This is a genomic window from Pseudomonas sp. NY15437 (assembly GCF_048068435.1).
GTDB classification, from domain to species: Bacteria; Pseudomonadota; Gammaproteobacteria; order Pseudomonadales; family Pseudomonadaceae; genus Pseudomonas; species Pseudomonas nitroreducens_B.
Map to the genome: position 1 here is coordinate 145,019 of NZ_JBLUQC010000006.1, position 22,712 is coordinate 167,730.

The window sequence follows — 22,712 nt, forward strand, 5'->3', positions numbered from 1 at the left end:
AGCTTATTGTTCGAACATGCGGTGATAAACCAGCAGAAATCGGAAATACTGGTCGACAGTACCGAACAATGAGTGAGCCCTCCGATGATCCGCCCCGAATTGCTGCGCACCTTCGTCCGCGTCACCGAGCTGGCCAGCTTCACCCAGGCGGGGGAGCAGCTCGGATTGCCGCGCTCCACCGTCTCCGAACACATTCAGGCGCTGGAGGAACTGCTCGGCACGCGCCTGCTGCAGCGCACTACCCGCCGCGTCACCGCCACCCAGGACGGCCTGGTGCTGTACGAGCGCAGCAAGGACATGCTGGCCCAGCTGGACGAACTGCAGGGCCTGTTCCGACAGGATGACGAAGCCCTCGGCGGGCGCCTGCGGGTGGACATGCCAACGGTGATGGCGCGCAAGCTGGTGATGCCGCGCCTGGGGGAATTCCTCGCGCGGCACCCGGCGCTGGAGCTGGAGGTGAGCTGCACCGACCGCCGCGTCGACCTGGTGCGCGAGGGCTTCGACTGCGTGGTGCGGGTCGGTTCGGTGAACGACCCTTCGGTGGTGGCGCGTAGCCTCGGACAGTTCCCGCAGGTGACCTGCGCCAGCCCGTCCTACCTTGCCGAGCATGGCGTGCCGCAGTCGCTGGAGGATCTGGCCGGGCACCAGTTGATCCACTACGTGAGCGTGCTGGGGGCGCGGACCCCGGGTTTCGAATACCTGCACCAGGGCGAGGTGCGCTACATGCCGATGGGCGGGGCGCTGTCGGTGAACAACGCCGAAGCCTACGAAAGCGCGGCGATGGGCGGGCTGGGCCTCATCCAGGTGCCGGTGCATGGCGTGCTGGATGACCTGGAGGCGGGGCGGCTGGTGCAGGTGCTGGAGCATGTCCCGTTGCCGCCCATGGAGATTTCCCTGCTCTATGCCCACCGCCGGCTGCCGCAACGGGTGCGGGTGTTCATGCAGTGGCTGGCGCAGTTGCTGGGCGAGCCCGGCGTGCTGGGTACGCCCGTGCCTGCCCGGTCGTGAGCGCCGAGCCCTAGCTGGCCCAGTCCGAATTCAGGATCACCTCGCAGAAGTTGCCGCGCACGAAGCTGGCGTCCTTCATCGCCAGGACGTCGGCCTTGACGTTGCCGAAGGTGGTCTGCGGCTTGGCTTTGATGCCGTCGTAGAAGGCCTGGAGGATGTCCTGCTTGAACTGCCCGCCGCGCGGGTGGGCGGCGACCACGGCCTCGCGCTGGGCATCGGGGAATTGCGGGTAGGCGATGCCCAGCACGTCCATTTCCACTCCGGCGGTGACCAGGGCGATCTCCGGCTTCATGTGCTGCGGGATGCCGGGCGTGGTGTGCAGGGCGATGGCGGTCCACACGGTGTCGATATCGCTGTCGGCGATGCCATGGCTGCGCAGGAAGTCGGCGGCGCAGTCGGCGCCGTCCACCTCGAAGCGCTCGCATTGGCTGCAGTAGCGCGGCATCAGGCCCATGTCGTGGAACATCGCGCCGGCGTAGAGCAACTCGGCGTCGTACTTCAGGTTCTGGCGCGCACCGGCCAGGGCACCCCAGTAGTAGACGCGGGAGGAGTGGTGGAAAAGCAGCGGGGTGGCGTTGTCGCGGACCATCTCGGTGATGGCCCTGGCGAGGGTGCTGTCGGGGACTTTGACGCCGTTCAGGTCGAGGCTCATGGCGGGCTCCAGGATCAAGGCGCCGCGTGGTGCGGCGCGCAGGAGTCCATTGGAATTCCTGGGCGCCGTGGCGACAACGAGGGCGAGGGAGCGAATCCGGACAGGCATGCATGTTTTGCTGCCAGTGGCTACGCGGAGCCATCGCGGACCTGACGGGGGCCGCGGAGCCGACGTGTAGGAGCGCGCCATGCGCGCGATCGCGGGCATGGCCCGCTCCTACAGGGGGAGCCGGGGCCTTAAATCGTAGGGCGCATAACGCGCCAGCGTTATCCACCGTGGGGCCATCGGCGGATAACCCGTTTGAGTTGTATGCCCTACGGTCCACCCAAGCCGAAACTCTGGCCAGGATCTTTAGGAACAACTGGCTTTATCTGAAATTTTGTACCAGCGATTTCCCTCTCCCTAACCCTCTCCCTGAAGGGAGAGGGGACTGTCCGGCGCGCACGGATAGCGCTGTGCTCGCCGGCTAGCTCTGCGCTATTCAGGCGCACCGAACGCTCCCTCTCCCTTCAGGGAGAGGGCTGGGGAGAGGGCAAGCCCAAGCTCAGAAGTGTCTGTTGGAGCGGACTTCTTTCGCGATTTAGGTGAGTGAGCTTGGAACTCGACGTTTGCGCAGTGCTGCGGCAGGGGCGTCGTCCTAGACGAACTGCGCCGCCGCATAGCCCGAGGCCCAGGCCCACTGGAAATTGAAGCCGCCCAGGTGGCCGGTCACGTCCAGCACCTCGCCGACGAAATACAGGCCCGGCGACTTCAGCGATTCCAGGGTCTTGGACGACACCTCGCGGGTGTCGACGCCGCCCAGGGTGACTTCCGCGGTGCGGTAGCCCTCGGTGCCGGCCGGCACCAGTTGCCAGTTGCCCAGTTGCTCGGCAATCGCCTTCAGCTCGCCGGGCGTGTACTGCTTCATCGGCTTGGAGACGAACCATTGCTCGGCCAGCAGGCCGGCCATCTTCTTGGTGAACAGCTCGGCCAGCAGCGTCTTCAGCTCGCTGTTGGGGCGCTCGCGCTGCTGCTCCACCAGCCAGACGGGCAGGTCGATGCGCGGCAGCAGGTCGATGCTGACGGTGTCGCCCGGCTGCCAGAAGGAGGAGATCTGCAGGATCGCCGGGCCGCTCAAACCGCGGTGGGTGAACAGGATGTTCTCGACGAAGCTCTGGCCGTTGCAGCTGACCCGGCAATCTTCCACCGAGGTGCCGGACAGCTCGGTGCACAGCGCCTTGAGCTGCGGGTCTGTAATGGTGAAGGGCACCAGTCCCGCGCGGGTCGGCAGCACGCTGTGGCCGAACTGGCGGGCGACCTGGTAGCCGAAACCGGTGGCGCCCAGGGTCGGGATGGACAGGCCGCCGGTGGCGATCACCAGGGATTCGCAACGGACCAGGCCGAGGCTGGTCTGCAACTGGTAACCGCCCTCGTCGAGGCGGGCGATCTCGCTGACCGAGGTGTCCAGTCGCAGGTCGACGCCGGCCTGTTCGCATTCGTCCAGCAGCAGGCCGAGGATGTCGCTGGACTTGTTATCGCAGAACAGCTGGCCGAGCTTCTTCTCGTGGTAGGGCACGCCGTGCTTGGCCACCAGGGCGATGAAATCCCACTGGGTGAAGCGCGCCAGGGCGGACTTGCAGAAGTGCGGGTTCTGCGACAGGAAGTTGCCCGGCTCGCAATACATATTGGTGAAGTTGCAACGACCGCCACCGGACATGAGGATCTTCTTGCCGGCCTTGTTGGCGTGGTCGATCAGCAGGACCTGGCGGCCGCGCGCGGCGGCGCTCATGGCGCACATCAGTCCCGCGGCGCCGGCGCCGATGATGATGACCTGGGATGTGAGCACGGCGGATTCCTCGTGGACGAACGCCTGGGCGGCGCAAAGCCGCGCATCTTACCCCAAGCGCCGGGCGAGGGGAGGCCGTGCGTCGACCCGCGGCGCGGGGCTGGCGGTTGAGGTATCCCGCGGGGGCATTTGCCCGGATAATGCGCGCCCAGTCGTTTTTCTCTTTTCGCGTTTTTCTTTTCGTGGTGCGTGCGCATGGAAATCAAGGTCAACTTTCTCGACAACCTTCGCCTGGAGGCCAAGTTCGACGACTTCACGGTCATCGCCGACCAGCCGATCCGCTACAAGGGCGACGGTTCGGCACCGGGACCGTTCGACTATTTCCTGGCGTCCTCGGCGCTGTGCGCGGCCTACTTCGTCAAGCTCTACTGCCAGACCCGCGACATTCCCACGGACAACATCCGCCTGTCGCAGAACAACATCGTCGACCCGGAGAACCGCTACAAGCAGATCTTCAAGATCCAGGTGGAACTGCCGGCGGACATCTCCGAGAAGGACCGCCAGGGCATCCTGCGCTCCATCGACCGCTGCACCGTGAAGAAGGTGGTGCAGACCGGCCCGGACTTCGTCATCGAGGAAGTCGAGAACCTCGACGCCGACGCCCAGGCGCTGCTGATGCCCAGTACCGTCGCCGGCGCCAGCACCTACATCCCAGGCAAGGACCTGCCGCTGGAGCAGACCATCGCCAACATGTCGGAAATCCTCGCCGGCCTGGGCATGAAGATCGAGATCGCCTCCTGGCGCAACATCGTGCCCAACGTCTGGTCGCTGCATATTCGCGACGCGCAGTCGCCGCTGTGCTTCACCAACGGCAAGGGCGCCACCAAGGAGAGTGCGCTGGCCTCGGCGCTGGGCGAGTTCATCGAGCGGCTGAACTGCAACTTCTTCTACAACGACCAGTACTGGGGCGAGGAGATCGCCAACGCGCCGTTCGTGCATTACCCCGATGAGCGCTGGTTCAAGCCGGGCGCCAAGGACGCGCTGCCGGAGGAGATCCTCGACGAGTACTGCCTGGCGATCTACAACCCGGACGGCGAGCTGCGCGGCTCGCACCTGTACGACACCAACTCGGGCAACACCGAGCGCGGCATCTGCTCGCTGCCCTTCGTGCGCCAGTCCGACGGCGAGACGGTGTACTTCCCGTCCAATCTGATCGAGAACCTCTACCTCTCCAACGGCATGAGCGCCGGCAACACCCTGGCCGAGGCGCAGGTGCAGTGCCTGTCGGAAATCTTCGAACGCGCGGTCAAGCGCGAAATCCTCGAGGGTGAACTGGCCCTGCCGGATGTGCCGCAGGAGGTGCTGGCCAAGTACCCCGGCATCGTCGCCGGCATCAAGGGGCTGGAGGAGCAGGGCTTCCCGGTGCTGGTCAAGGATGCATCGCTGGGGGGCCAATACCCGGTGATGTGCGTGACCCTGATGAACCCGCGCACCGGCGGCGTGTTCGCCTCCTTCGGCGCCCACCCGAGCTTCGAAGTGGCGCTGGAGCGCAGCCTCACCGAGCTGCTCCAGGGCCGCAGCTTCGAGGGCCTGAACGACCTGCCGCGACCGACCTTCGAAAGCCAGGCGCTGTCCGAGCCGAACAACTTCGTCGAGCACTTCATCGACTCCAGCGGCGTGGTGTCGTGGCGTTTCTTCAGCGCCAGGGCCGATTACGAGTTCGTCGAGTGGGACTTCTCCGGCCACGGCGAGGACTCGAACAGTCAGGAAGCCCAGACGCTGTTCGGCATCCTCGAAGAGCAGGGCAATGAAGTCTACATGGCCGTGTACGAGCACCTGGGCGCCACCGCGTGCCGCATCCTGGTGCCGGGCTACTCGGAAATCTACCCGGTGGAAGACCTCATCTGGGACAACACCAACAAGGCCCTGGCGTTCCGCGCCGACATCCTCAACCTGCACAGCCTCAACATCGTTCGCCTCAAGTCGCTGCTCAAGCGCCTGGAAGCCTGCGAGGTGGACGAGTACACCGACATCACCACGCTGATCGGCATCGAGTTCGACGACAACACGGTCTGGGGCCAACTGACCATCCTCGAGCTCAAGCTGCTGATCAATCTCGCGGTGAAGCGCTTCGACACCGCCAAGGAACAGGTGGAGATGTTCCTCCAGTACAACGACAACACCGTCGAGCGCGGGCTGTTCTACCAGGCGCTCAACGCCGCACTGGAAGTGCACCTGGACGAGGAGCTGGAGATGGCCGACTTCGAGGCCAACTTCCGCCGCATGTTCGGCAACGAGCGCATGGACGCGGTGCTCGGGTCGCTGGACGGCAGCGTGCGCTTCCATGGCCTGACGCCCACCAGCACCAAGCTGGAAGGCCTGGACAAGCACCTGCGCCTGATCGAGAGCTACAAGAAACTGCACCAGGCACGGGCCCGGGCGGTGGGGCGCTGATCCGCGTGCTCAACGCCCCCATTGCCGGCGTGAGGGTCGAGTGATCTTTGTAGGATGGGTGGAGCGCAGCGATACCCATGCTGTCCGTGCGCGGGATTCGATGGGTATCGCTGCGCTCCACGCCATCCTACGAAGCGGCGCCATCCCAGGAAGCCGCGCCAGGCCGTAGGGCGAATAACGCGCAGCGTTATCCGCCGCGGAGCAAACGGCGGATAACCCGTTCCGGGTTATGCGCCCTACGGAACTGTACGGAAAGGGCACCTTCGGGTGCCCTTTCTCATTTCCGCGATCCAGATTCGCCCGCCCGGCATGCCGCTCGACCGGTCGTCCGGCGCAGCGCGAAAGTCCGCCTAGACTTGTCGATTCCGTCGTCGCCCAGGCGACCAAGCTGCATGCCGGTCATGCCGACCGCGCGAGGATCAGGAGAGTCACCATGTCCAGCCTGCAACGCGTCACCCCCTGCCTGTGGTTCGACGGCAAGGCCGAGGAAGCGGCCGAGTTCTACGTCGGCATCTTCCCCAACTCGCGCATCGTCCAGATTGCCTACTACCCCGAGGCCGAGAAGGACCGCCACGGCGGCGTGCCCGGTTCGGTGCTGACGGTGGAGTTCGTGCTCGACGGTCAGACCTTCATCGCCCTCAACGGCGGGCCGGCGTTCAACTTCACCGAGGCGCTGTCGCTGCAGGTGATGTGCGACAGCCAGAAGGAGATCGACCACTTCTGGGACAAGCTCGGCGCCGGCGGCCCGGTGGAAGCGCAGATGTGCGGCTGGCTGAAGGACCGCTACGGCGTGTCCTGGCAGATCTGCCCGCGCCACGTCGGCGACATGGTCGCCGACCCGAACCCGGCCAAGGCCAGCCGCACGCTGCAGGCGGTGATGGGCATGAAGAAACTGGACATGGCGGCCATCGAGCGCGCCCACGCCGGCAACTGAGCGCGCGGATCGAGCACGGAGGGCACCGGGCATGTTCAGCCACATCACCGTCGGCACCAACGATTTGCCCCGCGCCATCGACTTCTACGGCAAGGTCCTCGGCACGCTGGGGATCGTCCTCAAGGCGCATCGCCATGCACCCGAGCGGGCGATCTTCGTGCATCCGGACAGCGACGTGGCGTTCTGCGTCTATTTACCCATCGACGGCCAGCCGGCCAGCGTCGGCAATGGCAGCCTGGTGGCCTTCGAGGCGCGCACGCGGCACCAGGTCGATCGCTTCCACGCCCGCGCCGTGCAACTGGGCGGCGTCGACGAAGGGCCGCCGGGGCTGCGCCTGAACTACTCGCCGACCTACTACGGGGCCTATGTGCGCGACCTCGACGGCAACAAGCTGTGCTGCGTCTGCCATCTGCCGGAGTGAGGCGCCGCGCCAGAAAAATCGAACCCGCAAGCGCAGCGGCTCGTCCAACTCCCTGAGCGTCGCAGCCACCCGGCACGCACCGCCTGCCTGGCTGCGGCCCCACCAAGCGGCGAGGGTGCGCTCGCCGGACCGGGAGGAACTGCGATGGTCACGCACTACAAGGTCAAGGGTCACCTGGCCTGCGGACATGCCGGCAAGCACCTGGAGGCCACCAGCGAGCTGAACCGGGTGAAGTGCCGCAGCTGCCGTAACACCGAGGTCTACAAGGAAGCCCGCCGTGATGCGCGCAACGCTGCACGTCGCGCCCAGCGCAAGGCCCGCGCCGAAGCCGTGCACAACGGCTGGCGCAGCTTCTGGGAGAAGCGCCTCGCCGCTTTGCCGGGCAGCCAGCGCCTGCCGCGCGGGTTCCAGGACCAGCCGTTCGTTTGAGCGGGGTGCGGGACCGTTAGCGGTGGGGGGATCTGTGCCCGTGCCATCCCTCACCCCAGCCCTCTCCCGGCGGGAGAGGGCTGGGGTGAGGGATGGCTGATGCTGCGATGCCGGTCGGCACCAATTCCGACTCCCTCTGGAGGGGGGAGGGCCCTTGATCTCACAATCCCGGATGCATGCCCGAGCGTTACGCTCGGGAAAGTCGTGCTAGCATCTGCCCCGGCCCCGAATCCTCCTGCGGCGCTGGCAACCCGCCAGCGTCGCCCTCCCTCACAGAAGGACCCACGCAATGGCTCAAGTCACCCTCAAGGGCAACCCGGTTTCCGTCGACGGCAAGCTGCCGCAGAAAGGCGAGCAGGCTCCGGCTCTGTCGCTGGTCGCCGGCAACCTGTCCGACGTCACCCTGGACACCTACGCCGGCAAGCGCAAGGTGCTGAACATCTTCCCCAGCGTCGACACCCCGACCTGCGCCACCTCCGTGCGCAAGTTCAACGCCGAGGCGAGCAAGCTGGCCAACACCGTGGTGCTGTGCATCTCCGCTGACCTGCCGTTCGCCCAGGCGCGCTTCTGCGGCGCCGAAGGCCTGGAAAACGTAGTGAACCTGTCCACCCTGCGTGGCCGCGAGTTCCTCGCCAACTACGGCGTGGCCATCGCCGACGGCCCGCTGGCCGGCCTGGCCGCCCGCGCGGTGGTGGTGCTGGACGAGCAGAACAAGGTGCTGCACAGCGAGCTGGTGGGCGAGATCGCCGACGAGCCGAACTACGCCGCTGCCATCGCCGCCCTGGCCTGATTTTCCTACTCCTGTAGGAAATGCGGACCGACCCCGTGGGGTCGGTCCGACTGATCGGAACCCTTCCGATCATTGCCGGTCGCAATGTCCCGGTAATTCGTAACTCCCGGTAAATCCAAGGTAAATAGCGGGTAAAGAGACTTTGCCTGCGGCTTTGCTGTGCTTATCGTTCAGCCTCGGTATTCTCACTTCTTTTCGCCAAGACCTCGAAGACAGCGCTCATGACTGCAAGCAACGGATCGCCCTCCACCCTCCGCAAACTGCGCCCCTGGCTCATCACCGCGCTGCTGTTCGCCGCGGTGGTGGGGCTGATCATGTGGCTGCACTCGACGTCGACCGGTGCGCCGGCGGCCCAGGGCGGGCGCGGCGGGCGACCGGGCCCGGGGCAGATGGCCGCGGGGCAGGGCGGTGCGGCGGTGACCGTCAGCGTCGCGCCGGTGCTCAAGGGCGACCTGCCGGTGCACTACCACGCGCTGGGCACGGTCACGGCCTACAACACCGTCAACGTCCGCGCGCGGGTCAGCGGCCAGTTGGTCAAGGTGCCGTTCCAGGAAGGCCAGGAAGTGAAGGCCGGCGACGTGCTCGCGGTGATCGACCCGCGCCCGTTCCAGGCCGCCCTGGACCAGGCCCAGGGCACGCTGCTGCAGAACCAGGCGCAACTGAAGAACGCGCAGATCGACCTCGCCCGCTACAAGGGGCTGTATGCCGAAGACTCCATCGCCAAGCAGACCCTGGACACCCAGGAGGCTCAGGTGCGCCAGTACGAGGGCACCCTGAAGACCAACCAGGGCCAGGTCGCCGACGCCAAGCTCAACCTCGAGTTCACCCAGGTGCGCGCGCCCATCTCCGGCCGCGTGGGCCTGCGCCAGGTGGACGTGGGCAACCTCGTCACCTCGGGCGACACCACGCCGCTGGTGGTCATCACCCAGGTCAAGCCGATCTCCGTGGTGTTCAGCCTGCCGCAGCAGCAGCTGGGCACCATCGCCCGCGAGCTGTACAGCGGCAAGCCGGTGCCGGTGGAGGCACTGGACCGCAACCAGAACCAGACCCTGGCTACCGGTGTGCTGAAGACCCTGGACAACCAGATCGACACCACCACCGGTACCGTCAAGCTCAAGGCCGGCTTCGATAACGACGACCACAAGCTGTTCCCCAACCAGTTCGTCAACGTGCGCCTGCTCGCCGAGACCCTGCCGGGCGTGCTGACCATCCCGGCCAACGCCGTGCAGCGCGGCAACGACGGCACCTACGTCTACCTGGTCGGCGCGGACGACAAGGCCAAGCGCCAGCTGGTCACCCTGGGCACCAGCGAAGGCGAGCGTGTGGTGGTCACCGAGGGCCTGAAGGAGGGCGATCGCGTCGTCGTCGAAGGCACCGACCGCCTGCGCGACGGCACCCGCATGACCATCGCCGCCTCCGACGCCAAGGCCCGCGCGGCGGCTGAGGAGGGCGACAAGTCCACCGCCAAGCCGTTCGGTTCGGACACCCCGGTCCAGGACAGCGGTAAGAGCGAATGAACCCGTCCCGCCTGTTCATCCTGCGGCCGGTCGCCACCACGCTGTTGATGGTGGCGATCCTGCTGTCGGGAATCATCGCCTACCGCTTCCTGCCGATCTCGGCCTTGCCGGAAGTGGACTACCCGACCATCCAGGTGGTGACCCTGTACCCCGGCGCCAGCCCGGACATCATGACCTCCTCGGTGACCGCGCCGCTGGAAAACCAGCTGGGGCAGATTCCCGGCCTCAACGAGATGTCCTCCACCAGCTCCGGCGGCGCCTCGGTGATCACCCTGCAATTCAGCCTGCAGATCAACCTCGACGTGGCCGAGCAGGAAGTCCAGGCGGCGATCAACACCGCGCAGAGCCTGCTGCCCAAGGACCTGCCCAACCAGCCGGTGTACAGCAAGGTGAACCCGGCGGACGCGCCGATCCTGACGCTGGCGGTGATGTCCCCGGACATGCCGCTGCCGCAGATCCAGGACCTGGTGGACACCCGTCTGGCGCAGAAGATCTCGCAGATTTCCGGCGTCGGGCTGGTCAGCATCAGCGGCGGACAGCGCCCGGCCGTGCGCATCCGCGCCAACCCGTCGGCCCTGGCCGCCGCCGGCCTGAGCCTGCAGGACCTGCAGACCACCGTCACCAACAACAACCTCAACGGTCCCAAGGGCAGCTTCGACGGCCCGACCCGTTCCTCGACCCTGGACGCCAACGACCAGCTCAAGTCCGCCGACGCCTACCGCGACCTGATCATCGCCTACAAGAACGGCTCGCCGCTGCGCGTGCGCGACGTGGCCAGCGTGGAGGACGACGCGGAGAACGTGCGCCTGGCCGCCTGGGCCAACACCTCGCCGGCGGTGGTGCTGAACATCCAGCGGCAGCCGGGCGCCAACGTCATCGAGGTGGTGGACAGCATCAAGAAGATGCTGCCGCAATTGCAGGCGACCCTGCCGGGCAGCCTGGAAGTGACGGTGCTCACCGACCGCACCACGACCATCCGCGCCTCCGTGGCGGACGTGCAGTTCGAGCTGTTCCTCGCCGTCTGCCTGGTGGTGATGGTCACCTTCCTGTTCCTGCGCAACATCTCCGCGACGCTGATTCCCAGCTTCGCCGTGCCGCTGTCGCTGATCGGCACCTTCGGCGTGATGTACCTCGCCGGATTCTCGATCAACAACCTGACGCTGATGGCGCTGACCATCGCCACCGGCTTCGTGGTGGACGACGCCATCGTCATGGTGGAGAACATCGCCCGCTACCTGGAGCAGGGCGACGAGCCGCTGGAGGCCGCGCTCAAGGGCTCCAAACAGATCGGCTTCACCATCATCTCGCTGACCTTCTCGCTGATCGCCGTGCTGATCCCGCTGCTGTTCATGGGCGACGTGGCGGGGCGGCTGTTCCGCGAATTCGCCATCACCCTGGCGGTGGCGATCCTCATCTCCGGCTTCGTCTCCCTGACCCTGACGCCGATGCTCAGCGCCAAGCTGCTGCGCCATGTCGAGCCGGAGAAGGAAGGGCGCTTCGCCCGCGCCGCCGGGCGCTTCATCGACACCATGATCGAGCGCTACGCAAGCGCTCTGCGCGTGGTGCTGCGGCACCAGCCGCTGACCCTGCTGGTGGCCATCGCCACCGTGGTGCTCACCGCGCTGCTGTACATCTTCATGCCCAAGGGCTTCTTCCCGGTGCAGGACACCGGGGTGATCCAGGGCATCGCCGAGGCGCCGCAGTCGATTTCCTTCCAGGCCATGGCGAGCCGCCAGCAGGACCTGGCCGAGATCGTGCTGAAGGACCCGGCGGTGGAAAGCCTGTCCTCCTTCATCGGCGTGGACGGCACCAACGCCACGCTCAACACCGGGCGCCTGCTGATCAACCTCAAGCCCCACGCCGAGCGCGACGTGACCGCCAGCGAGGTGATCCAGCGCCTGCAGCCGGAGCTGGACAAGATCGCCGGCATCAAGCTGTACATGCAGCCGGTGCAGGACCTCACCATCGAAGACCGCATCGCCCGCACCCAGTACCAGTTCACCCTGCAGGACGCCGACCCGGACGTTCTCGCCGACTGGGTGCCGCGCCTGGTCGAGCGCCTGCAGCAACTGCCGGAGCTGGCCGACGTCGCCACCGACTGGCAGGACAAGGGCCTGCAGGCCTACATCAACATCGATCGCGACACCGCCTCGCGCCTGGGCGTGAGCCTGTCGAACATCGACAGCGTGCTGTACAACGCCTTCGGCCAGCGGCTGATCTCCACCATCTTCACCCAGGCCACGCAGTACCGCGTGGTGCTGGAAGTGGCGCCACAATTCCAGATCGGCCCGCAGTCGCTGGAGAATCTCTACGTGCCGTCCAGCGACGGCACCCAGGTGCGCCTGTCGAGCCTGGCCAAGGTGGAAGAGCGCCACACCCTGCTGGCGGTCAACCACATCGCCCAGTTCCCGGCCGCGACCATCTCCTTCAACCTGGCCAAGGGCGTCGCCCTCGGCGAGGCGGTGCAGGCGATCCGCGATGTCGAGGCGCAGATGGACATGCCCGTCAGCCTGCAGGGCAGCTTCCGCGGTGCGGCGCAGGCGTTCGAGGCCTCGCTGTCCAACACCCTGCTGCTGGTGCTGGCGTCCATCGTCACCATGTACATCGTGCTGGGCATCCTCTACGAAAGCTTCATCCACCCGGTGACCATCCTCTCCACGCTGCCCTCGGCGGGCGTGGGTGCGCTGCTGGCGCTGATGCTCTCCGGGCAGGACATCGGCATCGTGGCGATCATCGGCATCATCCTGCTGATCGGCATCGTCAAGAAGAACGCGATCATGATGATCGACTTCGCCCTGGACGCCGAACGCAACGAGGGCAAGCCGCCCCATGAGGCGATCTACCAGGCCTGCCTGCTGCGCTTCCGGCCGATCCTGATGACCACCATGGCCGCGCTGCTGGGCGCGCTGCCGCTGATGCTCGCCGGCGGCGCCGGCGCCGAGTTGCGCCAGCCGCTGGGCATCACCATGGTCGGCGGCCTGCTGGTCAGCCAGCTGCTGACGCTGTTCACCACGCCGGTGATCTACCTGTACTTCGACCGCCTGGCCGCGCGCTGGGCCAACTGGCGGCAGCGCCACGGCCTGGACGTGAACAGCATCGACCCGGCGGAGCGCGGCTGATGGGCGGGTTATCGCGCCTGTTCATCCTGCGCCCGGTCGCCACCCTGCTGCTGACGGTGGCGCTGATGCTGGCCGGCGTGCTGTCGTTCAGCCTGCTGCCGGTGGCGCCGCTGCCCAACGTCGACTTCCCTACCATCCTGGTGCAGGCGTCCCTGCCCGGCGCCAGCCCTGAAACCATGGCCTCCACGGTGGCGACGCCGCTGGAGCGCTCGCTGGGGCGCATCGCCGGGGTCACCGACATGACCTCCAGCAGTTCCCTGGGCAACACCACCATCATCGTGCAGTTCGACCTGTCCAAGGACATCGACGGCGCCGCTCGCGAGGTGCAGTCGGCGATCAACGCGGCCATGAGCCTGCTGCCCTCGGGCATGCCGAACAACCCGACGTACCGCAAGGCGAACCCGTCGGACATGCCGATCATGATCCTCACGCTGACCTCGGACACCTATACCCGCGGGCAGATGTACGACCTGGCCTCGACCATCGTCTCGCCCAAGCTGGCGCAGGTGAAGGGCGTGGGGCAGGTGAGCATTGGCGGCTCGTCGCTGCCGGCAGTGCGGGTCGACGTCAACCCGGACCAGCTCAGCCAGTACGGCATCTCCCTGGACACCGTGCGCAACGCCATCAACAACACCAATGCCGACGGCCCGAAGGGTTCGCTGGAGTTCGGCGACCGGCACTGGCAGGTGGACTCCAACGACCAGCTGCGCAAGGCCAGCGAGTACGCGCCGCTGATCGTCCACTACAACGCCGAGACCGGCGCGGCGGTGCGCCTGAAGGACGTCGCCACGGTCACCGACTCGGTGGAGGACGTGCGCAACGCTGGCTTCTCCGACGACCTGCCGGCGGTGCTGCTGATCATCACCCGGCAGCCGGGCGCCAACATCATCGAGGCCACCGACGCCATCCACGAGCAGTTGCCGATCATCCAGGACGTGCTCGGCCCGCAGGTGAAACTGTCGGTGATGGACGACCGCAGCCCGTCGATCCGCTCCTCGCTGGAAGAGGCCGAGCTGACCCTGATCATCTCCGTGGTGCTGGTGATCCTGGTGGTCTACCTGTTCCTGCGCAACGGCCGCGCCACGTTGATTCCCAGCCTCGCGGTGCCGGTGTCGCTGGTGGGCACCTTCGCGGTCATGTACCTGTGCGGCTTCTCGTTGAACAACCTGTCGCTGATGGCACTGATCATCGCCACCGGCTTCGTGGTGGACGACGCCATCGTCGTGGTGGAGAACATCGCCCGGCGCATCGAGGAGGGCGATCCGCCGATCCAGGCGGCCATCCGTGGCGCGCGGGAAGTGAGTTTCACCGTGCTGTCGATGACCCTGTCGCTGGTGGCGGTATTCATCCCGCTGCTGCTCATGGGCGGCATCACCGGGCGTCTGTTCCGCGAGTTCTCGGTGACCCTGGCGGCGGCCATCCTGGTGTCGCTGGTGGTGTCCCTGACGCTGACGCCGATGCTCTGCGCGCGCCTGCTCAAACCGGTCGAGCGCGGGCCGAAGAAGGCGTCGTTGGAGCGCCAGAGCAACCGCTATTTCGTCGCCTTCATGCAGCGCTACCGCGCCAGCCTGAGCTGGGCGCTGGAGCACTCGCGGCTGATGGTGGTGATCATGCTCGGCTGCATCGCGCTGAACCTGTACCTCTTCGTGGTGGTGCCCAAGGGCTTCCTGCCGCAGCAGGACTCCGGACGCCTGCGCGGCTTCGCGGTGGCCGACCAGAGCATCTCGTTCCAGGCGCTGGACAAGAAGATGGCCGAGTTCCGCCGGATCCTCTCCGAAGACCCGGGCGTGGAGAACGTGGTGGGCTTCGTCGGCGGCGGCAAGTGGCAGTCGAGCAATACCGGCTCCTTCTTCGTCACCCTGAAGGACATCTCCGAGCGCGACTCCGCCGAAACCATCGTCAACCGCCTGCGCAAGCGACTGGCGCAGGTGCCCGGCGCCAACCTGTTCCTGGTGGCCGGCCAGGACGTGCGCATCGGCGGCCGCCAGGGCAATGCGCAGTACGACTTCACCCTGCGCAGCGATGACCTGACCCTGCTGCGCGAATGGGCGCCGAAGGTGGAAGCGGCGATGAACAAGGTGCCGCAGATCGTCGACGTCAGCAGCGACGCCCAGGACAAGGGCGTGCAGAGCCGCCTGGTGATCGACCGCGACCGCGCGGCGAGCCTGGGGGTGAACGTCGCCGAGGTGGACGCGGTGCTGAACAACTCCTACGGCCAGCGTCAGGTCTCGACCATCTTCAACCCGCTGAACCAGTACCACGTGGTGATGGAGGTCGCCCAGCCGTACCAGGAGACACCCGAGGAGCTGCGCCAGGTCTACGTGATCAATAGCGAAGGCCAGCGCATCCCGCTCTCGGCCTTCACCCACATCGAGCCGAGCCGCGCGCCGCTGGAGGTCAACCACCAGGGGCAGTTCGCCGCCACCACCTTCTCCTTCAACCTGGCCCAGGGCGCGCAGATCGGCCCGGCCCGCGACGCGATCCTGGCGGCGGTGGAGCCGATCCACCTGCCGATGGAAATCCAGGCCACCTTCGAGGGCAACGCCGGCGCGGTGCAGGACACGCAGAACGACATGCCGTGGCTGATCCTGCTGGCGCTGGTGTCGGTCTACATCGTGCTGGGCATCCTCTACGAAAGCTACGTGCACCCGCTGACCATTCTCTCCACGCTGCCCTCGGCGGGCGTCGGCGCGCTGCTCACGCTGATGCTGTTCCGCACCGAGCTGTCGCTGATCGCGTTGATCGGGGTGATCCTGCTGATCGGTATCGTGAAGAAGAACGCCATCATGATGATCGACTTCGCCCTGGATGCCGAACGCACCCAGGGCCTGTCGCCGCGGGACGCGATCCTGGAGGCGGCGATGAAGCGCTTCCGGCCGATCATGATGACCACCCTGGCCGCCATCCTCGGCGCGCTGCCGCTGATCTTCGGCATCGGCGGCGACGCCGCGCTGCGGCGCCCGCTGGGCATGACCATCGTCGGCGGCCTGATCGGCAGCCAGTTGCTGACCCTGTACACCACCCCCGTCGTCTACCTCTATCTCGACCGCCTGCGCCATTGGGTCAACCAGAAGCGCGGCGTGCGCACCGACGGCGCCCTGGAGACACCCGTATGATCCGTTCCCGTTCCCTGCTCACTCCGCTGGCCCTGGCCCTGGCGCTGGCCGGTTGCGCCATCGGCCCGGACTACCAGCGCCCCGAGCTGACGGTGCCCGCCAGCTTCAAGGAGGGCGAGGGCTGGCAGCTGGCCAAGCCGCAGGACGGTTTCAACCACGGCGCCTGGTGGGAGCTGTACGGCGACGCCACGCTGAACGACCTGCAGACCCGCCTGGTGGCCGCCAACCAGACTCTGGCGCAATCGCTGGCGTCCTACCGCCAGGCCCAGGCGCTGGCCAAGGGCGCGCGTTCTTCCTTCTTCCCGACGATCAGCGCCGACGTCGGCAAGACCCGTTCCGGACAGGGCACCGGCAGCGGCGGCAGCGTGCGCCTGCCGGACGGTTCCACCGTCAGCAGTGGCGGCGGCAGCAGTTCGATCAGCAACAGCTACTCGGCGAGCCTGGGTGTGAGCTGGGAGCTGGACCTCTGGGGCAAGCTGCGCCGCCAACTGGAGGCCGACACCGCCAGCATGGACGCCAGCGCCGCGGACCTGGCCAATTCACGTCTGTCCCTGCAGTCGCAGTTGACGCAGAACTACCTGCAACTGCGCGTGATGGACCAGCAGATCAAGCTGCTCAACGACACGGTCACCGCCTACCAGCGCTCGCTCAAGCTCACCGAGAACCAGTACAACGCCGGTATCGTCACCAAGGCCGACGTCGCCCAGGCGCGCACCCAGCTCAAGAGCACCGAGGCCCAGGCCATCGACCTGAAATACCAGCGCGCCCAGCTCGAGCACGCCATCGCCGTGCTGGTCGGCGTGCCGCCGGCGCAGTTCTCGCTGGCGGCCGTGGACGGCGTGCCGAAGCTGCCGGCAGTGCCGGCGCTGCTGCCGTCCGAATTGCTGCAACGCCGGCCGGACGTGGCTTCGGCCGAGCGCCAGGTGATTGCCGCCAACGCCAAGATCGGCGTGGCCAAGGCCGCCTGGTTCCCCGACCTGTCCCTCACCGCCGCCGGCGGCTATCGCAGCGGCAGCTTCCAGAACTGGATCGAGACACCCAACCGCTACTGGTCCATCGGCCCGCAGTTCGCCATGACGCTGTTCGACGGCGGGCTGATCACCTCCCAGGTCGAGCAGGCCGAGGCGAGCTACGACCAGACCGTGGCGACCTACCGGCAGACCGTGCTGGACAGCTTCCGCGAGGTCGAGGACTACATGGTCCAGCTCAAGGTGCTCGAAGAGGAGAGCGGCGTGCAGCAGGAAGCGCTGGACGCTTCCCGCGAGGCGCTGCGCCTGACCACCAACCAGTACAAGGCTGGCACCATCGACTACAGCAATGTGGTCACCACTCAGACCAGCGCGCTGTCCAACGAGCGCACGCTGCTGACCCTCACCGGCAGCCGGTTGACGGCCAGCGTGCAGTTGATCGCCGCGCTGGGCGGGGGATGGGATGCGGCGAAGATCGCCGAGGAAGGGCAGGCCAAACGCGACTGACGCAACCGTCAGTCGTCGATCAGCGCGGTCAGCGGAATCCGGAAGTGGCTTTGCCCATCGAGGGATTTCACCCCGCGCGGCGACGCGGTGCTGACCAGCGCCACGCCATCCAGGCGCTCCAGCACTTCACAGTCGATCTGCCCGATCGCCGGCAGGCGGTCATCGGCACTGGCCGTGCGCAGGCGTGAGCGCGGCTTGAGGAAGCGCCAGTCGCGGCCACAGGCATCGATCAGGCGGCACTCGGCCCAGCCAGGGAAGCACTCTTCGGTATAACGCACGATCTCGACCATCAGGCGTGGCATGGCTGGCTCTCCGTCGGCAGGTTGTAGGGGGTGTTCAGCCAAGGAAGCGGCGGGCTGTGGTGAAGCTGCGTTGCCAGTAGCTGTTGTCCAGCGAGTCCATGCGGATGCTCGAGCCAGTGCTGGGGGCATGGATGAACTGGTTGTTGCCGATATAGAGACCGACGTGGCTGACGTTGCCACTGCCGTTGCGGTTGAAGAACACCGCATCGCCGGGCTTGAGCTGGGCAAGGCTGACATGCTTGCTGTCGTCGTCCTGGATCATTTCGCCGGTGGTGCGCGGCAGGGTCACGCCCAGTTCCGTGCGGAACAGGTAGACCAGCAGGCCGCTGCAGTCGAAGCCGGTTTCCTCGGAGGTGCCGCCCCAGCGATAGGGGATGCCGATGAGTTGCCGGGCGCGGGCAACCACCCGCGCGTTGCCGGCGGCCCGCAGGGCGTGCATGCGGCTGCCCTGGGCGCTGGCCAGGCCGCTGCGCACGGTGTTGCGATTGAAGTCGCGGGCATGCTGGGCGCCAGGCAGGCTGGCGGCCTTGTAGATCGAGGCGATACGGGTGGATTTGTAGGCCGAGACGGGGCGCGTGTCCTTGTATACCGAGACCTTCCGGCTCTCCTTGTAGTGCGAGACTTTGCGGTTCTCTTTGGCCTGACACGGCGTCAGTGTCAGGGCGAGCAGCAGGGAGGTGGTCAGGACAAGGAACGGACGCATCGTTGGAACATCGCAGCAGGGAAACGAAGCCGACCATGTTAAGAACCTCGTCAGGCAATGAGAGTTGGTTGCCGACCGAAAGTGCGTGGGAATATTCCGAATGAGTCGCTGGCGGTGACTCGCAGGCCCAGGCGCGGCGTTACCCGCTGAAGCGTCGGGCGGTGGTGTAGCTGCGTTGCCAGTAGGTGTTGGCCAGCGAGTCGATACGGATGGTCTTGCCGCTGCTGGGGGCGTGGATGAATTGCCCGTCGCCGATGTACAGGCCCACGTGGCTGGCCCGTCCGCTGCCGTTGCGGTTGAAGAACACCGCGTCGCCCGGGCGCAGTTCGTTGCGGCTCACGGTGTTGCGGCGCTGCGCGATCATCGAGGCGGTGGTGCGCGGCAGCTGGCGCTTGGCGATGCTGCCGTACAGGTAGACCAGCAGCCCGCTGCAATCGAACCCGGCTTCCTCGGTGGTGCCGCCCCAGCGATAGGGCGTGCCGATCAGTTCGTGGGCGCGGGCGACGATGAGCGAGGTATCCACCGGGCTGAACGGCGCCAATTGCTTGCGCAGCACCGTGAGGCGGGCGAGGGCGCCCCGTTGCTCGGCCGTGAGCGTTTGCGGGTCAACGGGCTGGGCCGAATCGCCGACCCGGCTGGCGGCGGCCTCCTGCAGACGTTGCGCAGGCGCGAAGCCCGCGTGGCTGTAGGCGCGCACCACGGCGTTGGACTCCAGACGGCGCCAGGCCGGGGCGTCGAAATCATCGGCCAGGACGGTGGTCGTACCCAGCGCGAACAGCAGATGAAGAGGCAGCCAGTGAAGGAGAGGGCGCACGTCGAATAACCTCGTGGAGCAAGTGACGGCGCCATCCTAGAAAGGATCAGGGAAAGACTCTGTAGGGGAATTCCTTGAGCGGTGAAAGTTAAATCCAGTCGCGATGACGGACGTGTCAGCGTGCGAACAGCTGGCCGATGTCCTTGAAGGCCTTGAATTCCAGGGCGTTGCCGCAGGGATCGAAGAGGAACAGCGTCGCCTGCTCGCCTACCTGCCCCTGGAAGCGCACGTGTGGTTCGATGACGAACGCCGTGCCGCGCTCGCGCAGCCGCTGCGCCAGGCGTTCCCAGTCCTCCCACGGCAGCACTACGCCAAAGTGCGGCACCGGTACGTCGTGGCCGTCCACGGCGTTGGTGTGCGCCGCTTCCTGGCTGGCGGTGCGCGGGTGCTCGTGGATCACCAACTGGTGGCCGAAGAAGTCGAAGTCCACCCATTGCGCGCTGCTGCGGCCTTCGGCGAGGCCGAACACCTCGCCGTAGAAGCGCCGGGCCAGGGCGAGATCGTAGACGGGGATGGCCAGGTGGAAGGGCGAAAGTGCCATGGACGTGCTCCCTGTCGGGCTCAGGCCGGAACGGCCAGCAGGCGGGTGATGGCGGCCTTGGCCGCGTTCATCTGGCCTTCCCGGGCCAGGCGGGTGAACTCCAGCAGCGCATGTTCGTGCTCGGCGAGGTCGTCGAGGATGTCGCGGTCATCGTCGTCGCCCTCGACGGCCAGGTCGTCGTAGCGCTGGACGTAGGGTTCCACCAGCACTTCGAGCTTCTCCAGGGTCTGCGGCCAGTCGAGCCCGCGCCAGTCCGCGGCACGTTGGCGGCCCTGGGCGGCGGCATGGGCGGTGTCGCCCAGCGGCAGGCCGTGGCGTTGCAGCAGTCGCGCCATGCGCAGGGCGGTCTGGCGCTCCAGTCGCGCCAGCAGGAGCATCGAGGACGCCCCCTCCGGCAGTTGCTCGGCCAGGCCGAGGAAGAAGTTCTCGCCGCGGACTTCGCCCAGGTAGGCGGCCTGCAGTTCACGGGCTTGTCGGTGCATGCGTCGGTCCCCCTTTGCTCAATGGGGACCAGCCTAGACGATGTGCGGCGGGCATCGAACCCGGCATGTCGTGTCTGGGCCAGAACGGGTCGCTCAGCGTTCGAAGCCGTATTCGCGCTCGACCCGGCTGATGCGCACGCGGAAGGCGCTGTACCAGTCGCGCCGACCGGCCTGTTGCGCCATGCGGTGCTCGGCCTGCTGCTTCCACTGGCGGATCGCGGCTTCGTCGCGCCAGTAGGACACCGTGATGCCCAGCCCATCGGCGCCGCGGGCGGACTCCACGCCGAGGAAGCCGTCCTGCTGCGCGGCCAGTTCCAGCATGCGCTCGGCGGTGGCGCCGTAGCCGTCGTCCAGCTCGGTGCGGTAGGAGGTGAAGGTCACGGCGTAGTAGGGCGGCTGCGGTGTGCTGGCGATCATGCGGGGCTCCCGATCTGGCGGGTTTCGCGGCTGGTTTCCAGGCTCGACTGATGGCGGAAGGCGGCCGAAAGCAGCGCCTCGGCCAGCGGCACGGCGATGCCGGCCAGCGCCTTGCGCTCGGGCTGGAACAGGGTGGCAATGAAGAACGGATGGTCGGTGGCTTCCAGCGCGCGGATGCTGCCGTCCTCGCCGTGGGCGCAGGCGCGCAGCGAGCCGCCGAACAGGGCGTCCTGAAACGCCGGGTTGACCCCGTAGCTGCAGCGATAGCCCTCGCGGATCTGCGGCACGCCATAAATAGCCGCCAGGTGCGAACCGGCGGCGAGGCGAATGGTTTCGCTGACTTCCACCAGGGAGCAGGGCAGGGCGTGCACCACCGGGCGCGCTGCTTCCGGGTCCGTTTCCGCGTGGGCGGCGTCCTGCCAGCCGAGGACGTTGCGCGCTCGCTCCAGCAGGGCGTGCTGGAAGCCGCCGCAGGTGCCGAGGAACGGCACCTGGTTTTCGCGAGCGAAGGTGATGGCCCGGAGCGCGCCGTCGGTGTCCCGGTAGGGGCTGCCGGGAATGCACCAGAAGCCCGCGTAAACGTCCAGATCGAGCCCTTCGGCGAGGCGCGGCGTGTCCAGCCAGTCGATGCGCAGGGTGCCGGAGTGCGGCAGCAGCGATTGCTGCAGCGCCAGGGGAATCGCCCAGTGGGCGGTGACGCGGCTGTCGCGGTCGCCGATCAGCCCGATCCGCAGTGCTTTACGACGTTTTCCCATCTTTTGCTCCCCCTGGCGTCGGAGCCCTCTGGCGGGCCTTTGGGAGGCAATTTATAGTTGCGCAGGCGCAATCGAAAATGGGCGGTCGCGCAACCTTGGAGTGCGTCGATGCAATACCGTCTGGAATACGCCGATCTCGCCCTGGTGCTGGCGCTGGTGCGCGGCGGCAGCCTGGCCCGGGCCGCGGAACTGCTCGCGGTGGACGTGTCCACCGTGTTCCGCGCCGTGCGCCGGCTGGAAAAGGCGCTGGGCACCGCGCTGTTCGAAAAGGGCCGCAACGGCTACCTGGCCACCGCCACCGCGCAGCAATTGGCGACCCAGGCGGAGTTGGCCGAGCAGGCCCTGGAAGCGGCGCGCCTGGGCCTGGAGCAGGGCCACGACGTGCTCAGCGGCACGGTGCGCCTGACCTGTTCCGACACCGTACTGCAAGGCTTGCTGCTGCCGGCCCTGGCGCGCTTCATGAAGCGCTATCCCGCATTGAACCTGGAGCTGACCACCTCCAATGCCTTCGCCAACCTCAGCCGCCGCGACGCCGACATCGCCCTGCGCCTGACCAGCGCGCCGCCGGAACACCTGGTCGGGCGCAACCTGGGCGAGGTGCACTACGTGCTCTGCGCGCACCGCGACTACCTCGCGGAACAGGGCGAGCGGCCCTGGCAGGAGCTGAGCTGGATCGCCCCGGACGAATTCCTCCCCGACCACTCCAGCGTGGCCTGGCGCCGTCAGGTGTTCCCGGCCGTGGTGCCGGCCTATCGCTGCAACAGCATGCTCTCGGTGCTCGACCTGTGCCGTGCAGGCCTTGGCCTGGCGGCGCTGCCGGCGTTCCTGCTGCGCCCCGGCGACGGCCTGCAGGTGCTGGAGCCGGAACTGCCCGGCTGCAGCACCCATCTCTGGCTGCTGACCCGCCCCGACTGCCGGGCGCTGCGCGCGGTGGTCACGCTGTTCGAGGAACTGGCCGGCAGCATCCGGCTGCGCGGCTGAATGAAAAGACCCCGCGCTCAGGCGGGGTCTTTCGTCG

General features: G+C 67.0%; 20 protein-coding genes. 11 read left to right on the forward strand and 9 right to left on the reverse strand.

The genetic code is table 11. The features are described 5' to 3' along the window. Positions 1-84 precede the first annotated feature (84 nt). On the forward strand, positions 85-1,008 hold the full coding sequence (locus ACNFIA_RS15665; RefSeq protein WP_416786366.1) for a LysR substrate-binding domain-containing protein: 924 nt from the start codon (positions 85-87) through the stop codon (positions 1,006-1,008). Between the two features lie 10 nt (positions 1,009-1,018). On the opposite strand, the gene ACNFIA_RS15670 is transcribed toward ACNFIA_RS15665, so the two are convergent. Next, complete coding sequence (locus ACNFIA_RS15670) at positions 1,019-1,660, reverse strand: HD domain-containing protein (RefSeq protein WP_416786369.1); 642 nt, start codon at positions 1,658-1,660, stop codon at positions 1,019-1,021. Between the two features lie 637 nt (positions 1,661-2,297). Beyond that, positions 2,298-3,485 (reverse strand): NAD(P)/FAD-dependent oxidoreductase, encoded by a 1,188-nt coding sequence (locus ACNFIA_RS15675; RefSeq protein ID WP_416786370.1) that lies wholly within the window; start codon positions 3,483-3,485, stop codon positions 2,298-2,300. A gap of 195 nt (positions 3,486-3,680) precedes the next feature. Between ACNFIA_RS15675 and ACNFIA_RS15680 the strand changes: the two genes are divergently transcribed. The 9 genes from ACNFIA_RS15680 to ACNFIA_RS15720 all read left to right on the forward strand — a co-directional run bounded on the left by ACNFIA_RS15680 (position 3,681) and on the right by ACNFIA_RS15720 (position 17,680). Then, positions 3,681-5,879 carry an OsmC domain/YcaO domain-containing protein gene (locus ACNFIA_RS15680; protein WP_416786373.1) on the forward strand — a complete coding sequence of 733 codons (2,199 nt, stop codon included), beginning with the start codon at positions 3,681-3,683 and terminating at the stop codon, positions 5,877-5,879. A gap of 433 nt (positions 5,880-6,312) precedes the next feature. Next, a complete protein-coding gene (locus ACNFIA_RS15685) occupies positions 6,313-6,813 on the forward strand; it encodes a VOC family protein (protein ID WP_259754498.1) in 501 nt (166 codons plus the stop codon). 31 nt (positions 6,814-6,844) lie between these two features. Continuing rightward, complete coding sequence (locus tag ACNFIA_RS15690; protein WP_259754499.1) at positions 6,845-7,234, forward strand: VOC family protein; 390 nt, start codon at positions 6,845-6,847, stop codon at positions 7,232-7,234. 144 nt (positions 7,235-7,378) lie between these two features. After that, the gene (locus ACNFIA_RS15695) at positions 7,379-7,663 is read left to right on the forward strand and encodes a hypothetical protein (RefSeq protein ID WP_416786377.1); all 285 of its coding nucleotides are present in this window, start codon (positions 7,379-7,381) and stop codon (positions 7,661-7,663) included. Between the two features lie 289 nt (positions 7,664-7,952). Continuing rightward, positions 7,953-8,453 carry a thiol peroxidase gene (gene tpx / locus ACNFIA_RS15700; RefSeq protein ID WP_259754502.1) on the forward strand — a complete coding sequence of 167 codons (501 nt, stop codon included), beginning with the start codon at positions 7,953-7,955 and terminating at the stop codon, positions 8,451-8,453. Positions 8,454-8,674: 221 nt separating this feature from the next. Next, positions 8,675-9,970, forward strand: a complete 1,296-nt coding sequence (locus tag ACNFIA_RS15705) for an MdtA/MuxA family multidrug efflux RND transporter periplasmic adaptor subunit (protein WP_416786379.1) — start codon at positions 8,675-8,677, stop codon at positions 9,968-9,970. Continuing rightward, positions 9,967-13,089: an MdtB/MuxB family multidrug efflux RND transporter permease subunit gene (locus tag ACNFIA_RS15710; protein ID WP_416786382.1), complete on the forward strand. Its 3,123-nt coding sequence runs from the start codon at positions 9,967-9,969 to the stop codon at positions 13,087-13,089. Before ACNFIA_RS15705 ends, ACNFIA_RS15710 begins: the two co-directional genes overlap by 4 nt. Next, a complete protein-coding gene (locus tag ACNFIA_RS15715; RefSeq protein WP_259754505.1) occupies positions 13,089-16,205 on the forward strand; it encodes a multidrug efflux RND transporter permease subunit in 3,117 nt (1,038 codons plus the stop codon). Before ACNFIA_RS15710 ends, ACNFIA_RS15715 begins: the two co-directional genes overlap by 1 nt. Beyond that, positions 16,202-17,680, forward strand: a complete 1,479-nt coding sequence (locus ACNFIA_RS15720) for an efflux transporter outer membrane subunit (RefSeq protein ID WP_416786385.1) — start codon at positions 16,202-16,204, stop codon at positions 17,678-17,680. Before ACNFIA_RS15715 ends, ACNFIA_RS15720 begins: the two co-directional genes overlap by 4 nt. A gap of 8 nt (positions 17,681-17,688) precedes the next feature. Here ACNFIA_RS15720 and ACNFIA_RS15725 read toward each other — a convergent pair whose 3' ends face one another. From ACNFIA_RS15725 to ACNFIA_RS15755, 7 genes are all read right to left on the reverse strand, one after another. Then, on the reverse strand, positions 17,689-17,982 hold the full coding sequence (locus tag ACNFIA_RS15725; RefSeq protein ID WP_259754507.1) for a hypothetical protein: 294 nt from the start codon (positions 17,980-17,982) through the stop codon (positions 17,689-17,691). Between the two features lie 34 nt (positions 17,983-18,016). After that, the gene (locus tag ACNFIA_RS15730; RefSeq protein ID WP_416786387.1) at positions 18,017-18,685 is read right to left on the reverse strand and encodes a C40 family peptidase; all 669 of its coding nucleotides are present in this window, start codon (positions 18,683-18,685) and stop codon (positions 18,017-18,019) included. 139 nt (positions 18,686-18,824) lie between these two features. Then, positions 18,825-19,499, reverse strand: coding sequence for a C40 family peptidase (locus ACNFIA_RS15735; protein WP_311197166.1), 675 nt, complete (start codon positions 19,497-19,499; stop codon positions 18,825-18,827). 115 nt (positions 19,500-19,614) lie between these two features. Then, positions 19,615-20,040, reverse strand: coding sequence for a VOC family protein (locus ACNFIA_RS15740; protein WP_259754508.1), 426 nt, complete (start codon positions 20,038-20,040; stop codon positions 19,615-19,617). Between the two features lie 20 nt (positions 20,041-20,060). Beyond that, positions 20,061-20,522, reverse strand: coding sequence for a hypothetical protein (locus ACNFIA_RS15745; protein WP_416786391.1), 462 nt, complete (start codon positions 20,520-20,522; stop codon positions 20,061-20,063). Between the two features lie 93 nt (positions 20,523-20,615). Continuing rightward, complete coding sequence (locus ACNFIA_RS15750) at positions 20,616-20,939, reverse strand: antibiotic biosynthesis monooxygenase family protein (RefSeq protein WP_259754511.1); 324 nt, start codon at positions 20,937-20,939, stop codon at positions 20,616-20,618. Then, the gene (locus ACNFIA_RS15755; RefSeq protein WP_259754513.1) at positions 20,936-21,694 is read right to left on the reverse strand and encodes a CTP synthase; all 759 of its coding nucleotides are present in this window, start codon (positions 21,692-21,694) and stop codon (positions 20,936-20,938) included. The genes ACNFIA_RS15750 and ACNFIA_RS15755 overlap by 4 nt, the downstream gene beginning before the upstream one ends. 108 nt (positions 21,695-21,802) lie before the next feature. Here ACNFIA_RS15755 and ACNFIA_RS15760 point away from each other — a divergent pair, with 108 nt between their 5' ends. Continuing rightward, on the forward strand, positions 21,803-22,675 hold the full coding sequence (locus tag ACNFIA_RS15760; RefSeq protein ID WP_259754514.1) for a LysR family transcriptional regulator: 873 nt from the start codon (positions 21,803-21,805) through the stop codon (positions 22,673-22,675). Positions 22,676-22,712: the final 37 nt, after the last annotated feature.

Bases quoted from the DNA above. Each gene is read 5' to 3' on its own strand.
- ACNFIA_RS15730 (WP_416786387.1), bottom strand. From the start codon at position 18,685: ATGCGTCCGTTCCTTGTCCTGACCACCTCCCTGCTGCTCGCCCTGACA.
- ACNFIA_RS15670 (WP_416786369.1), bottom strand. From the start codon at position 1,660: ATGAGCCTCGACCTGAACGGCGTCAAAGTCCCCGACAGCACCCTCGCC.
- tpx (WP_259754502.1), top strand. From the start codon at position 7,953: ATGGCTCAAGTCACCCTCAAGGGCAACCCGGTTTCCGTCGACGGCAAG.
- ACNFIA_RS15695 (WP_416786377.1), top strand. From the start codon at position 7,379: ATGGTCACGCACTACAAGGTCAAGGGTCACCTGGCCTGCGGACATGCC.
- ACNFIA_RS15685 (WP_259754498.1), top strand. From the start codon at position 6,313: ATGTCCAGCCTGCAACGCGTCACCCCCTGCCTGTGGTTCGACGGCAAG.
- ACNFIA_RS15705 (WP_416786379.1), top strand. From the start codon at position 8,675: ATGACTGCAAGCAACGGATCGCCCTCCACCCTCCGCAAACTGCGCCCC.
- ACNFIA_RS15710 (WP_416786382.1), top strand. From the start codon at position 9,967: ATGAACCCGTCCCGCCTGTTCATCCTGCGGCCGGTCGCCACCACGCTG.
- ACNFIA_RS15755 (WP_259754513.1), bottom strand. From the start codon at position 21,694: ATGGGAAAACGTCGTAAAGCACTGCGGATCGGGCTGATCGGCGACCGC.
- ACNFIA_RS15745 (WP_416786391.1), bottom strand. From the start codon at position 20,522: ATGCACCGACAAGCCCGTGAACTGCAGGCCGCCTACCTGGGCGAAGTC.
- ACNFIA_RS15740 (WP_259754508.1), bottom strand. From the start codon at position 20,040: ATGGCACTTTCGCCCTTCCACCTGGCCATCCCCGTCTACGATCTCGCC.
- ACNFIA_RS15680 (WP_416786373.1), top strand. From the start codon at position 3,681: ATGGAAATCAAGGTCAACTTTCTCGACAACCTTCGCCTGGAGGCCAAG.
- ACNFIA_RS15725 (WP_259754507.1), bottom strand. From the start codon at position 17,982: ATGCCACGCCTGATGGTCGAGATCGTGCGTTATACCGAAGAGTGCTTC.
- ACNFIA_RS15760 (WP_259754514.1), top strand. From the start codon at position 21,803: ATGCAATACCGTCTGGAATACGCCGATCTCGCCCTGGTGCTGGCGCTG.
- ACNFIA_RS15750 (WP_259754511.1), bottom strand. From the start codon at position 20,939: ATGATCGCCAGCACACCGCAGCCGCCCTACTACGCCGTGACCTTCACC.
- ACNFIA_RS15715 (WP_259754505.1), top strand. From the start codon at position 13,089: ATGGGCGGGTTATCGCGCCTGTTCATCCTGCGCCCGGTCGCCACCCTG.
- ACNFIA_RS15665 (WP_416786366.1), top strand. From the start codon at position 85: ATGATCCGCCCCGAATTGCTGCGCACCTTCGTCCGCGTCACCGAGCTG.
- ACNFIA_RS15690 (WP_259754499.1), top strand. From the start codon at position 6,845: ATGTTCAGCCACATCACCGTCGGCACCAACGATTTGCCCCGCGCCATC.
- ACNFIA_RS15720 (WP_416786385.1), top strand. From the start codon at position 16,202: ATGATCCGTTCCCGTTCCCTGCTCACTCCGCTGGCCCTGGCCCTGGCG.